Annotated in this window: 12 protein-coding genes; 7 read left to right on the top strand and 5 right to left on the bottom strand. The window is 52.5% G+C overall.

What is annotated here, in order from left to right:
• Positions 1-103: 103 nt before the first annotated feature.
• The gene (locus ACLBVC_RS13990) at positions 104-760 is read right to left on the bottom strand and encodes an MgtC/SapB family protein (protein ID WP_195815298.1); all 657 of its coding nucleotides are present in this window, start codon (positions 758-760) and stop codon (positions 104-106) included.
• A gap of 249 nt (positions 761-1,009) precedes the next feature.
• Between ACLBVC_RS13990 and ACLBVC_RS13985 the strand changes: the two genes are divergently transcribed.
• Positions 1,010-1,294 carry a putative hemolysin gene (locus ACLBVC_RS13985; protein ID WP_152327127.1) on the top strand — a complete coding sequence of 95 codons (285 nt, stop codon included), beginning with the start codon at positions 1,010-1,012 and terminating at the stop codon, positions 1,292-1,294.
• 31 nt (positions 1,295-1,325) lie between these two features.
• On the opposite strand, the gene ACLBVC_RS13980 is transcribed toward ACLBVC_RS13985, so the two are convergent.
• Both ACLBVC_RS13980 and ACLBVC_RS13975 read right to left on the bottom strand, forming a co-directional pair.
• On the bottom strand, positions 1,326-1,742 hold the full coding sequence (locus ACLBVC_RS13980) for an META domain-containing protein (protein WP_152327128.1): 417 nt from the start codon (positions 1,740-1,742) through the stop codon (positions 1,326-1,328).
• 201 nt (positions 1,743-1,943) lie between these two features.
• Positions 1,944-2,669: a pirin family protein gene (locus tag ACLBVC_RS13975; RefSeq protein ID WP_410150117.1), complete on the bottom strand. Its 726-nt coding sequence runs from the start codon at positions 2,667-2,669 to the stop codon at positions 1,944-1,946.
• A 157-nt stretch (positions 2,670-2,826) separates the two neighbouring features.
• Between ACLBVC_RS13975 and ACLBVC_RS13970 the strand changes: the two genes are divergently transcribed.
• From ACLBVC_RS13970 to ACLBVC_RS13950, 5 genes are all read left to right on the top strand, one after another.
• Entirely contained in the window at positions 2,827-3,714 is an 888-nt protein-coding gene (locus tag ACLBVC_RS13970; RefSeq protein WP_410150116.1) for a LysR family transcriptional regulator, read from the top strand.
• A 616-nt stretch (positions 3,715-4,330) separates the two neighbouring features.
• A complete protein-coding gene (locus ACLBVC_RS13965) occupies positions 4,331-7,315 on the top strand; it encodes an autotransporter family protein (RefSeq protein ID WP_410150115.1) in 2,985 nt (994 codons plus the stop codon).
• 210 nt (positions 7,316-7,525) lie between these two features.
• Positions 7,526-8,308 (top strand): phytanoyl-CoA dioxygenase family protein, encoded by a 783-nt coding sequence (locus tag ACLBVC_RS13960; RefSeq protein ID WP_410150114.1) that lies wholly within the window; start codon positions 7,526-7,528, stop codon positions 8,306-8,308.
• Between the two features lie 111 nt (positions 8,309-8,419).
• Complete coding sequence (locus ACLBVC_RS13955) at positions 8,420-9,268, top strand: AraC family transcriptional regulator (RefSeq protein WP_410150113.1); 849 nt, start codon at positions 8,420-8,422, stop codon at positions 9,266-9,268.
• Positions 9,269-9,362: 94 nt separating this feature from the next.
• On the top strand, positions 9,363-10,421 hold the full coding sequence (locus ACLBVC_RS13950; protein ID WP_410150112.1) for an NAD(P)-dependent alcohol dehydrogenase: 1,059 nt from the start codon (positions 9,363-9,365) through the stop codon (positions 10,419-10,421).
• A gap of 50 nt (positions 10,422-10,471) precedes the next feature.
• Here ACLBVC_RS13950 and ACLBVC_RS13945 read toward each other — a convergent pair whose 3' ends face one another.
• Both ACLBVC_RS13945 and ACLBVC_RS13940 read right to left on the bottom strand, forming a co-directional pair.
• Positions 10,472-11,395 (bottom strand): DMT family transporter, encoded by a 924-nt coding sequence (locus tag ACLBVC_RS13945; protein WP_410150111.1) that lies wholly within the window; start codon positions 11,393-11,395, stop codon positions 10,472-10,474.
• A complete protein-coding gene (locus ACLBVC_RS13940) occupies positions 11,392-11,979 on the bottom strand; it encodes a TetR/AcrR family transcriptional regulator (protein ID WP_410150110.1) in 588 nt (195 codons plus the stop codon). The genes ACLBVC_RS13945 and ACLBVC_RS13940 overlap by 4 nt, the downstream gene beginning before the upstream one ends.
• Before the next feature lie 220 nt (positions 11,980-12,199).
• Between ACLBVC_RS13940 and ACLBVC_RS13935 the strand changes: the two genes are divergently transcribed.
• Positions 12,200-12,631 carry a CopD family protein gene (locus tag ACLBVC_RS13935; protein ID WP_410150109.1) on the top strand — a complete coding sequence of 144 codons (432 nt, stop codon included), beginning with the start codon at positions 12,200-12,202 and terminating at the stop codon, positions 12,629-12,631.
• Positions 12,632-12,712 lie beyond the last annotated feature (81 nt).

Raw genomic sequence — 12,712 nt, 5'->3', positions numbered from 1 at the left:
GGGGTTATGCGCGGCGGGGCGGTTTCAGGAATAGTCGTAGCCGCTGGCAGGAATAACCTGTACGTCAGCGGCGAAATAGGGGAATTCGCGCAGTAAGTGGCGATTAATTAATATCGATGCGTTTTATTCCTTTCACTGACATCAGCGCTTCATAAAGTTTGTCGACACTTTGTTTGGGCCGCAAGATAACGTCCAGAATCAGTTCACATTTGCTTTCATCTTCATCGCGCTGATTGATTTTGATATGGCCGGGACGAATACGCATTTTCTGTAATGCTAATAAAACTGAAGGCACACTTTCCGGCAATAAACGTATTTCGATTAAATGATGATGGCCGACCCAGTGATTGCTGATCTGGCGAAAAACTTCCAGCACAATTAAGGTCATAAAAGCGCCATATATCCCGATCTCATACAGTCCGCTACCAATCACCAGACCAATGGCGGCAGTGACCCATAATCCGGCAGCGGTGGTTAATCCCTTAACAATTTGCTTCTGGATAATGATGGTTCCGGCGCCGAGAAAGCCCATCCCGCTGACCACCTGCGCTGCCACGCGGCTGGGGTCAAAACTGACGTGTGTTTGCATCAGAATATCGGCGAAGCCGTACTTTGACACAATCATAAACATGGCGCTGCCAATCCCCACCAAAATATGGGTACGTAATCCGGCTTCTTTGGCGCGTAATTGACGTTCGATGCCGATCAATCCGCCCAGGGCACCGGCCAGGGCTATCCGCAGTAAGAAATCTGTCAGCATGTATTGCTCCTTTATCGTTATATTTCCCGGTCTTATGCAGGAGGAAAAGCGGTTAATCACGCTCTATTTTATGAGTCAAAGAAATAACCAGACGAAATAAAATGTGTCGGAGTGTTTAATTTTGGAATTAATTTAGGAAAAAGTTGATGTTATTTCGCCAACGGGCTCGACGCAGGCGAAAAACCTCGGATATGATGGCGATTCGAAAAAATTCCCCGCATTACCCAAAATCATTCAGGAGCAGGACAGATGATCACTGCGTTTCGCGTGTTACTGGCCGCCGGTGTGCTGGTGTTAGCCGCATGCAGCAGCCACGACGATTCGGCTGACGTTCCCCAAAAAGGCAACAGCGTGAATGTCGGTCAGCGTACCGTCAACATGGACAGCCCGGCCTATGCAGCCTGTTCAATGGCGGGCGGGCAACTCAGATTAGCACCACAGCTCGATGGCAGCCGCGTCGGCATGTGTTCGATGGCGAATGGCCGTCAGTGCTCTGAAGCCGCGTTGATGCAAGGGCGTTGTACTGCGGGTTAAAATGCCAGATGGGTGTCTGGCTTTTTCATGATTACATCCGGTCTTTCAGGCGGTAAACCAGCGTATGTTTACCCTGTTTCAGGACCATCTTATTCTCATTAAGGGAAACGGCCGCGCCGTTATTGAGCACGTCGCTGATCACGTGATCCCATTTGTTCAGGTTCTCGTCCGGGCACAACATCATGGTTGAAGCCAGGCCTTTTACCGTCAGCACGTTATTTTCCAGATTGCCCTGACCCATAAAGCGGTTACACATCTGGCCGGAAACATGCAGGTTTGAGCCGAACTCAATTTCCGGAATACGGCCCTGTGCGGCCGGAACTGTCTGACCATCCACACTCAGCAACTCGAAACGATGATGCTGCAAATCAGTTTGCTTCACGCCGGTCTGGCTGCTACATGCGCTGATAGTGATGGCGGCTGCCAGAACAAACAGTGACTTCTTCATGTTCTCTCCTGAGAAATATTCCATATGTGTCATACATATCGTTATATTCATCTTAATATATTACGTATTGCATCGCAATTATAGCGCAGGCGAATGCGTCGTCAGAACACTGCCAGATGCTCAAAAAAAACCTGCGACCTTCCTTTTCAGGATGACCACAGGTTTGTGCTTTCGCGAACTTTACTCAGGCATTTCACCGTATCAGCGTGACGGATGATTCACTTCAACCGGACGCAAATCAAACAGCAGGACTTCCGCATGGTCGCCGTCGGTAAAGGTAACGCTATCTTCATTGCGGATACGCGCGCCGTCGCCGGTTCTGAATTCGACGCCGTTCACCTTGATGCTGCCGCGGGCGACGTGGAGGTAAGCATAGCGCTCCGCATCGAGGGTAAACGTCGTTTGTTCTGCACCGTCGAAGAAACCGGCGTAGATTTTCATGTCCTGACGCACGGTCAGCGAACCGCCTGTGCCAAGTGGTGAAACAATCAGGCGGAATTTCCCGCGTTTTTCCGCTTCTGCGACGGACACCTGCTGGTATCCCGGTTGGGTGCCATTTTCTGACGGCACAATCCAAATTTGCAGGAAATGCACGTTTTCTTCACCGGAGTGGTTGAATTCACTGTGCGTCACGCCGCTGCCTGCGCTCATCAGCTGAACATCTCCGGGAACAATCACGGAACCGGTGCCCATTGAATCTTTATGTTCCAGCGCGCCTTCAAGCACATAGGAGATAATTTCCATGTTGCTGTGCGGATGCGCCCCGAAGCCGCGACCCGGTGCGACCTGGTCATCGTTAATCACCAGCAGGTCTGAGAAACCGACCTGTTTCGGATCCCAGTAATTGGCGAAAGAAAACGTGTGACGGGAATGCAACCAGCCGTGGTCACCTAAGCCGCGTTGTTCAGAGAGACGTTGTTCGATCATGGTGTACTCCTCAGTGTTGTCAGGGGGAAAGTGCGTTTGCGCTTTCGATGAACAGAGAATACACGTAAACTAATTTGCTCAACAATAAGGTGGATTGACTATCACTGTCACACTTCAGTTGACAATAACCGGTTGTATTTCTCAGGGCGGAACCGACATGCAGATAGAAGATCTCCGTATTTTTATGGCAGTGGTAAAAGCCGGGAATTTCACCGCAGCGGCGGAACAGTTGCTGCTCTCCAAGCAATACGTCAGCCGCCGGATGGCCGCGCTGGAGGCTTCGCTGAGCGTCAGGTTGCTTAACCGCAATACGCGCAAACTATCGGTGACCGAATCCGGTCAGGTATTTTTCCTGCACGCACAGCGCATTCTTGATGATATAGAAGAAGCGGAAAGGGCGGTTTCGCCGAAACGCCAGGCATTACAGGGTTCGTACCGTATCAGTATCCCGATGTCCTTTGGCATCAGCCATCTGTCGCCGCTGATGGCGGAGTTCTTACGGCAAAACCCGGCGATTCAGTTTCAGGTGGAACTGGTGGACCGGTATGTCGATCTGGTGGGTGAAGGGTTTGATATCGCCATTCGTATTGGCAATCTGGCGGATTCCTCACTGGTGGCGCGGCGTTTGGGCCAGCTGCAACGCATCATTTGTTGCAGCCCCGGCTATCTCGAACGGCGTGGCACGCCGGAAACGCCGGACGATTTACTCCAGCACGATTGCCTGCGTTATGGCCGTGAAGGGCAAAACGGCTGGGAGCTGGAGCGGCACGGTAAACTGCGGATTTTCGACGTGCGGGGGCCGGTTCTGAGCAACAACGGCGAAGTACTGCGCGACGCCGCTGTAGCCGGGCTGGGGATTGTCCTGCTGCCTGAATTTATCGTCGGCCCTGCGCTTGAAAACGGTTCGCTGGTGCGGATCCTGGAGGGCTTCCAGCCTGGTTCACTGAGCCTGCATGCGCTCTACCCACAGCATCGTCAGCGCAGCGAAGTCACCCGCGTGTTTCTGGATTTCTTACAGGAAAGGCTGAAAGCACAATTGGTATAACATTAATCCTAGCTCTGTAAAAATAACGTTTTAGAAAGCACCTAAATGTTATCAATATTATGTCAACTAACATAAAAGATATTGATAATTCGTATATATCCAATAACAATTATTTAAATCTATGATCATTAATTCCTTAATGAATCTTTAAATAAATATGTGATTGCAGACTTATCCGGCTGTTTAGGTTATGTATATCAGGGAGATATGGTTTTTTAATTCATAAATCACTTCAATTCATTCTATGGACTTCTGGTTTATTAACTGTTGAAATTACGCAGGTCAAAAATATTGGGTGATATTTCCCTGCCAAACTTTACCACGTTTTTGTTGATGCTTTCTAAATGGCAGAGTTATTCAGCTTATAGTTTACGTGTTTGTGAATAACAAACTCTCCAACAGAGAATGCATTGAAATGAAATCAGAAATTACCCCCCCTCCAGATCAGCAAGCAGTACCCAGGAAAATTAAATTTAACCTTAACTATTTATATACAGCATTGAAACTCTGTTTACTTACAGGATTTTCTGCAATTAACCCTGCTTACTCTGTTGATCTGCCTGCTGAAGGCACCGGATGTGAAAAAGGCAGTGTCAGTTGCGAAGTGACGTCTGAGATGGGGAATAATTTCACCATTAACAGTAACATGCTCGATACCGAAATTCATCTGGATAACACCGTCACCGACAGTACGTTGACAATTGACTCAAAAGTGATTGTGAAAAGCACAACAGGGGATGCCGTGACTCTCTTTGTTGACGGGGGTAAAAACAACACGATTATAAATAATGGTTCGATTTTTGGTCCCGTTGAACTTGCCAATTCAGACGGTTTGGTGCTGACAAATAACGGTAATATCATTGATGATTACGACAATCATCCTTACGGAGCGGTTTGGCGGGCGATAAATAAAGTCGGCAGCAATTCAGTTATTTCAAATAATGAAGGTGCGGTTATTATTGGCACGAAATCGGCCATTGCGGGTTCAGAGAATGCCAGTGGCATTACCATTAATAACGCGGGTTTCATTGGCTCTGATTTAGTCGCAATACAACTCTACGGTGATAACAATACCCTTAACCTGGCGACAACATCGGTGATCAAAGGCGATGTCCAGATGATGCCCGGCCAAACCAATAATGTGCTTAATTTGCTGGGAGGCACCACCGATGTCGGTACGTTTGATAATTACGTCAATGACAGCTCATTTAATTTTCTAAATATTGATGCGGCCGGGAAAGAATGGGATCTCTCCGGCGAACTGGTGGTGGCTGACACCATTCACGTCATTGCCGGAAAAACGGTAGTCACCGGAGATCTCGCGAATTCAGGTTCAGGCGCGACAACTATTGATAAAAATGCAACGTTACAGATAGGTAACGGAGGCGAGACAGGGACACTGGACGATAATGTTGTCAACGAGGGCGAACTGATATTCAACCGCACCAATGCGTACAGTTTTGGTAACAGCATCGGGGGTTCCGGCAACCTGATTAAAGCGGGAGCGGGTGAGCTGACATTAGGCGGAACCAGTGATTATACCGGTATCACCTGGCTCAATGATGGTGCCATTGTGGCGGGCAGTGATAACGCTTTGGGTAATACCTCTGCGTTGGTGCAGGCAGAGGGAACATCGTTTGATCTGAACGGTAAGTCGCAGACTGTCGGAAGTTTGAGCAGCGCAGCAGGGTCAACGCTAGATATTAACAACGGCACGATGACCATCAGCCACGGGGGGGAAAGCGATGGCGGAATCGTGGGCAAGGGTAATCTGATTATCGATAACGGCATATTCAATGCCAACGGCGATAACGCCGCCTTCGGGGGCACGTTTGTCATTAACGAGGGTGCAACGCTGGTGGTTGAGCAGAATAAGAATCTCGGTTCATCTGCTGCCACTGTGAACGATAATGGCCTTCTGCAAATTAATAACAACACCGACTGGGCGTTGACCCAGGCAGTGACAGGCACCGGCGGCCTGAATAAAAACGGAACCGGTACGCTTATTGTTAATCATGGCCTGACCTACACGGGAGATACGCATGTTTCCCAGGGCACATTACAGATTGGCGAAACGCAGGGCAGCCTTGACAGCACCGGCACTGTTTACATCGATAATGCCGCGACGTTGCAGGGAAATGGCGCGGTAGCCGGTTCGGTGGTGAACAATGGCCGCGTCGGCATGTTGAGTTCAGGATCAAGCCATCTTACTGTCGCCGGAGATTTTGAAAATAATGGCGTGATAGATCTCACCGGCAACACAACGGGCAATGCGTTGACTGTGGGGGGAAATTACACCAGCAACGACGGCATGCTCTGGGTGAATACCTCTTTATCCGATGACAATTCCTCAACGGATAAGCTTTACGTAGAAGGGAACACCCGTGGGAAAACCACCGTTCGGGTGAACAACATGCATGGTCTGGGGGACGCCACCGTTAACGGTATTGAGTTGGTGGATGTTCAGGGGCAGTCAGAGGGCACATTTGTTTTGCAGGGGCGCGCAGTTGCCGGTGCTTATGAGTATTCGCTTTATCAGGGAACCTCAACAGGTAATGACGGTAACTGGTACCTGAGATCTTCGTCAGAAGATCCTGACTCAGGGCTTCCGCCGGATCCGAATTTGCCGCCAGACCCCATTTTACCTCCGGATGATAATCCCTCTGCGCCAGTTATCCGTCCTGAGGCGGGAGCATACCTTGCGAACCAGAGCCTGGCCAACAGCGTTTTCCTGACAACAATGCATGATCGTAACGGTGAAAACCGGGAAACATGGGAAGAGTCAGCGGCGGGTTGGGCACATTTTGATGCCGGTCGTGTGAACAGCCGCGCCGCGGGTGACAATATTTCACTGGGTTCCAATACGGCAGTTTTACGTGCAGGTACCGATATCTATCGCCATGATTTTGGCGACCAGCAGGTTCGTGCCGGGCTGATGACGGGCTATGCGGATGCGGACACTGATAGCAGTGCGAAAAATGTTAGTGGCAACGCGAAAAGTAACCTTAAGGGGTATAGCTTCGGTGCTTACGGCACCTGGTATGGTGGTGCGGCAGGGCAAAAAACCGGCCCTTATGTGGATAGCTGGATCCAGTACGGCACGTTCCATAACACAGTTAATGGCGATGATTTGGCGGAGGAGAAATACGACTCACATAACTGGGTCGGGTCACTCGAAGCCGGATACGATTTGTCGCTTAGCAACAATCATGCGCTGTACTTCCAGCCTCAGGTTCAGACGATTTATACCCGTTACAGTCAGGGCGATCATACTGAAAGCAACGGTACGCAAATACACAGCCAGGATGCGGGCGGGCTGACGACGCGACTCGGTGGACGGTTATATGGTCAGTTTGACGATAAGGGTACCACTCAGCCATTTGCGGAAGTGAACTGGTGGCATGGTGGCAGTAGCAACAGTGTTGAGATGGACAGCACCTCCGTAGAACAGTCAATCCCCGTGAACCGTTATGAAGTCAAAGTCGGCGCACAGGCTCAGATCAGCAAAGACTGGTTATTGTGGATTAATACAGGCGTACAGGCGGGAAAAGATGATTATTCCGCGATTCAGGGGCAGGTGGGGGGAAAGTATTTCTGGTAATGCCACCGGCAGCGTCTTTCAATTTCACGATGTAACAAATGTAAAATCCACGCGCAGGCGTGGATTTTTTTACGCCGAAACTCCATGAGTTCGCACGCTTTATGGCGAATGACACACAAAAATCCAGATTTTTGTAGGATTTGCATCGTTTATTCCTATAAGAACTGCCGTACTTTTGTGTTGCACAAACGTTAACTAAAGAGGTGGGAAATGATAAATTTATCTGAGCAAAACCTGGATGAGCAGTACCTGGACGCCCTTGGCGCAACGCAGTCTCTTACCGCAGAACAAGCCGGAGAGCTGGAAACCCGAGGTTACGTGATCATTCATAATGTGATCGACAAAGACTGGCTGGAAGACATGCGCGTGGCGTTCGATGCGCTGGTGGCAAAAGAGGGGGACAATCTGGCCGTGGAGCATCATCAGGAAGCTACCGCGACGCGTATTGCGAACATGATCAACAAAGGCACTGTATGGGAAAAAGCGTGGTCACATCCGCTGATTCTGTCGGTTTGCCGCCATATCTTCCGCGGCGCGTTTAAAGTCTCTAGTCTGAATGGCCGCGAAGCGCTGCACCGTGGCGGGCATCAGCCGCTGCATGCGGACTGGAAAAAACCGCGCCCGGACTTTCCGAAAGTGCATCTGGTGAACTCTATCTGGGCGATTGACGATCTCAGTGCGGCAAACGGCGCACCGCGTATTATTCCGGGCACGCATCACCGGCCCGAACTGCCGGAAGATGTTCTGGCGGACGTCGGATTACCGCATCCTGATGAAGTGATTTTTGAGGCTCCTGCGGGCAGCGTGATGATTTACGACGCGCACGCCTGGCACGGCGGCACCAACAATACCGTCGGGACGCGCCGGCGCGTGCTGCACAGTTTGTACATCGACCGTGAAGATGCGCAGCAGCAGGATCAGCGCAAATGGCTTAAACCGGCAACCGCCCGCCGCCTGACACCGGCGCAAAAATGGCTGCTTGATGTATTGTAAATGCCATACCGGTCAAGACCTTGGGCGTCGGCAAGCCCAAGGTCTTGACCGGTATGGCAACCCAAGTTTTACCCTAAGTGATCAATGCAATTGAAAAACCGAGGGAACACTATGCTGCCCGTTGTGATAGAGACACTTTTCCGATCGTTTTGTGGCAGTGAGGCGCAGGCCGTGCGCTTTCCGGATAACACACAACCCGCACCTGAACTGGCACTGATGGTCAGTTTCCCGCGCATCGAATTTGTGGTCAGAGGTCACGTTCACGACCGGAGCCTTCCGGTGGAAAAAGGCTTACTAAAAGAAGGCGAAGCCCTGTATATCCCCGGCGGAAAATGGAATCTCACCCAGTGGAGCGCGCCCGCCGTGCTGCTGAGTATATTGTTCAGCAAAGAAAAGCTCGGTTTCAGCCTGCAATCCTGGGACGGCAACCGGTTTTCAGAAACTGACAAACAAAGCGTCGCCCGTCTGGGTCCGCGCGTCGGCTCGTTTTTATTGCAGGCGATGAATGAAATCGTTTCAAACCCGGATGACCAGCAAACCGCCCGTTGCGTGGTCGCCGGTTTGCTGAGCCATTGTCAGGAACAATTGGCGAACCGCACGCAAATTCTGACCCGCAGCGGCGCGCTCTTTGAAGTGATGAAGAAATACATCGAGGAAAACGCCTCGCTGCCGCTGACACGTGAAAACGTGGCCAAACGGTTCCATATCACGCCGAATTACCTGTCACATCTGTTCCGAAAATCCGGCGATATTGGCTTCAGTGAATACCTCAATCATATCCGGCTGGAACGGGCAAAATTGTTGCTGAAAGGGTATGAACTGAAGATCAAAGAAGTGGCGAGCAGCTGCGGATTTGTCGACAGCAATTATTTTTGCCGTGTGTTCCGTAAAAGCACCGCGCGTTCGCCTTCGCAGTACCGCAGCCAATGGCTGAGCCAGCATCCGGAAAAAGTAAACTGAACAGAATCAGGCAAGGATTCAGGAGAACTGTGGCTTGTGGCTTTAGGGGTAAATTCTATAGTAAAGGGGTCACTATCAACTCAGGAGTTTACCGATGAAAACTGTTGGATTTGCAGCGTACGATCCGAAAAAACCGCTGGCACCTTACGCATTTGAACGTCGCGGCCTGCGTGAAAATGATGTCGCAATGGAAATTTTGTATTGCGGCGTCTGCCATTCTGATTTGCATACCGCCCGGAATGACTGGGGCTGGAGCTATTATCCGATTGTTCCCGGCCATGAAATCGTCGGGCGCGTCACGCAGGTTGGTAATCAGGTTTCCCGCTACAAAGTGGGCGACCATGTTGCCGTCGGTTGTATGGTGGACAGTTGTCAGGAATGTGACCAGTGTGAAAAGGGCGAAGAACAGCTGTGCCGCGAAGGCAATACCGGCACATACGCGGGTTACGACCGTTTCACCAAAGAGCCGACGCAGGGGGGATATTCCAAACATTTAGTGGTGCGCGAGGAGTTTTGCCTGCGTATGCCGGAAGGGTTAGATCTCTCCAAAGCCGCGCCGCTGTTATGCGCCGGCATCACCACCTGGTCGCCGCTTAAAACCTGGAATGTTGGGCCGGGCAGCCGCGTGGGCGTTATTGGTCTGGGCGGGCTGGGCCATATGGCCGTTAAACTGGCCGTCGGGTTGGGCGCGGATGTCACCGTCCTGAGCCGTTCCAATGCCAAAGAGGCCGATGCACTGGCGCTGGGCGCGAGCCGTTTGCTGGTCAGCGCAGACAGCGATGCCATGGCGCAGGCGCACGATCATTTCGATTTGATTATCGATACTGTGCCGGTGAAACACGACATCACGCCATACATGCCATTGCTGGATGTGGACGCGACGCTGGTGCTGGTCGGACAGGTCGGGGCGATGGAAGAGTTCAATACCGTGCCGCTTCTGCTGGGCCGTCGCCGTGTGGCAGGTTCGCCAATCGGCGGGATCCGCGAAACGCAGGAAATGCTCGACTTCTGCGCTGAGAAAAACATTCTGCCGGACTGCGAGATGATCCGTATGGATGAAATCAACGCGGCATTTGAACGTATGGAAAAAGCGGATGTTCGCTACCGTTTTGTTATTGATATGGCCTCGCTGGAAGCCCCGGCGGCGGTATAAAAACGTGTAATTTTCGCAAAATGATGGCCCTGCAAAGGGCCATCATTCTTTCAGGCCGATGTCAGCACCGGCCTTCTTCTCAGCGGAACGGTGATGAAAATCAGGCAGGCGACGACCAGCCCGATGCCGGTCCAGCCCATTGCGGGCAGGCGTTCGCCGACAATCAGCACCGCCAGAACCGCCGCCACAGCAGGCTCGAGCAGCGTGATGGTTGTCGCCAGGCTGGCCGGAATGCGTGCCAGCGCATAACCGAAACACACATAACCGGTAAACATCGGGATCAGCGCCATATAAGCGCCGACAGCGGCGTTATTCCACGACGCCAGCAAAGGTGCGCCGGTCACGAATAACACCGGCATCAGCATCAGACCGCCGAGGCCAAACGTTGCGCCCATCGATACACGCGAAGGGACGCCGCGCTGCATCAGCTGACGCGCAGCCCACGCATAAAGTGCATACGTCAGGCCTGCCACCAGACCGAGCGCCATACCCGCCAGCGCGTGTGGTTGCTGGCCGGAAAGGGCGTGCGTGGTGCTTTCCGCCAGACATAACAGCATCATCCCGGCCACACCAATGGCTGCGCCCGTCATCCAGCGGCGGGTCAGACGCTGGCCTTCGAGCCAGTATTCAATCAGCGCAGAAAGCAGCGGGGCGGAACCGATGGAAATGACCGTACCCACCGTCACGCCCGCAAGATGCATCGAGGCATAAAAAGCCAGCGGATAGATGCCGACGGACAGGCCGCCGGTCAGTAAAATCCGCCAGTGCAAGGTGAGTGCGCGGCGGTGTCTGAGAATGCCGCGCGCGGCGATGACCGCCTGTAAAAGGCCGCCAATCCCCATTGCCACCGCGCCAATCGCCAGCGGACTGACCTGCGGGGCGAACGTCGCCGCTGTGCCCGTCGAGCCCCATAACACCGAGGCAAAAACCACGGCCAGAATGCCGAGTAACCGTTCTGCGGGCGAGTTTGTCACGACGCCTCCATCATGGCTTCGGCCATCGCCATCGCCTGACGCACGCAGGCACCGTTGCCTTCCAGCCCGGCGCGGGAAATCGCTCCTTCGAGCAGGAATGAAAAATGCCGCGCAAGTAATTTCGCTTTTGCTTCATCGCCGGCAAACAGCTCCAGCAAATGGGCGGTCACGATGGATTCCACCTGTTCCTTGTGGCCGCGCACCGCCAGCCTGCCGGGCGCACCGGCTGGGAGTTCGGCGGCGGCATTCAGCAGCCCGCAGCCACGAAAACCGCGCTCGTAGGAAAACTCCGCGTGATCGTCATACGCGCGGAAAACCGCCAGCACTTTTTCCTTCGGGCCAGAGGCTTCCTGTTCGCGGCGTGCATACAACGCCAGCCATTCGTCGTGGCGGACGGTAATGTATGTCGCGACCAGTTCCGCTTTGGATTCAAAATTGTTGTAGAGGCTTTTCTTCGCCACGCCCGCTTTTTTTACGATGGCATCAATGCCCGTGGCGGCAATGCCGTCGTTGTAAAACAGGACGCGGGCTGCGCCAAGCAGACGGTCGCGGGCGCTTTCCGGTGGCGTTTCAGGTTGTGACATAACGGCGCTCATTTTAGGGCTGCTATTGAGTAGGTAGCCCAGTCTACCTACTCAGTTTCTAAAAAGAAAGAAAACAGAAAGCCCGGCGTGCTGAAACGCGAAGACATTACCCGTGCCTTTATCAGGGGAAAAGGACATAATCCGGTAAAAGCCGTGAAGAGACAGCAGGTTGAAGTTGCCCGGCGTACCGCATTGTCGTTAACTTTAGAAGGAGTAAAACATGCTTCATGAGTGGCTGAATGCCCTGCACATTATCGCAGGGATATTGTGGATCGGCGGAATGCTAGCGATGGCGCTGGTTTCCATCACGTTTTCTAAAACCGCCGGAATGCAGGACAACGCGGGCAAAGCGGCGTTACTCGACACCGTCCGCCAGTGGAACCGCTGCGTCACCAGCCCGGCGATGATTTTGCTGTGGATTGCCGGGATTGTGATGATTGTCAGCCACGGCCAGATCCCGCACGCATGGCTGCTGATTAAGATCCTCGTGGTGTTCTTCCTTTCCGCGCTGCACGGGCTGCTTTCCGGCGATTTACGCAAACGCGCCACCGGGCAGCCCACAAAAAATTACGCATTACTGCGTAACGCCGCGGGAATTATCGCTCTCTGCGTCATTATTATCGGGATTCTGGCGATCATCCGTCCTTTCTGAATAACCGACATCGTTACCACCGATCCACGCCCCGGCGTGGATTTTTTTACCTGACGGAAGAGGAAAGCGAGCGCGGGAGGC

It is taken from the genome of Rahnella selenatireducens (assembly GCF_046449555.1).
Lineage (GTDB): Bacteria > Pseudomonadota > Gammaproteobacteria > Enterobacterales > Enterobacteriaceae > Rahnella > Rahnella selenatireducens.
The sequence above is the reverse complement of the archived record's forward strand: the minus strand, read 5'-3'. Positions and strand labels throughout refer to the sequence as shown.

Excerpts from the sequence above, each read along its gene's own strand:
- ACLBVC_RS13990 (WP_195815298.1), bottom strand. The coding sequence starts at position 760 with ATGCTGACAGATTTCTTACTGCGGATAGCCCTGGCCGGTGCCCTGGGC.
- ACLBVC_RS13985 (WP_152327127.1), top strand. The coding sequence starts at position 1,010 with ATGATCACTGCGTTTCGCGTGTTACTGGCCGCCGGTGTGCTGGTGTTA.
- ACLBVC_RS13980 (WP_152327128.1), bottom strand. The coding sequence starts at position 1,742 with ATGAAGAAGTCACTGTTTGTTCTGGCAGCCGCCATCACTATCAGCGCA.
- ACLBVC_RS13975 (WP_410150117.1), bottom strand. The coding sequence starts at position 2,669 with ATGATCGAACAACGTCTCTCTGAACAACGCGGCTTAGGTGACCACGGC.
- ACLBVC_RS13970 (WP_410150116.1), top strand. The coding sequence starts at position 2,827 with ATGCAGATAGAAGATCTCCGTATTTTTATGGCAGTGGTAAAAGCCGGG.
- ACLBVC_RS13965 (WP_410150115.1), top strand. The coding sequence starts at position 4,331 with ATGGGGAATAATTTCACCATTAACAGTAACATGCTCGATACCGAAATT.
- ACLBVC_RS13960 (WP_410150114.1), top strand. The coding sequence starts at position 7,526 with ATGATAAATTTATCTGAGCAAAACCTGGATGAGCAGTACCTGGACGCC.
- ACLBVC_RS13955 (WP_410150113.1), top strand. The coding sequence starts at position 8,420 with ATGCTGCCCGTTGTGATAGAGACACTTTTCCGATCGTTTTGTGGCAGT.
- ACLBVC_RS13950 (WP_410150112.1), top strand. The coding sequence starts at position 9,363 with ATGAAAACTGTTGGATTTGCAGCGTACGATCCGAAAAAACCGCTGGCA.
- ACLBVC_RS13940 (WP_410150110.1), bottom strand. The coding sequence starts at position 11,979 with ATGTCACAACCTGAAACGCCACCGGAAAGCGCCCGCGACCGTCTGCTT.
- ACLBVC_RS13935 (WP_410150109.1), top strand. The coding sequence starts at position 12,200 with ATGCTTCATGAGTGGCTGAATGCCCTGCACATTATCGCAGGGATATTG.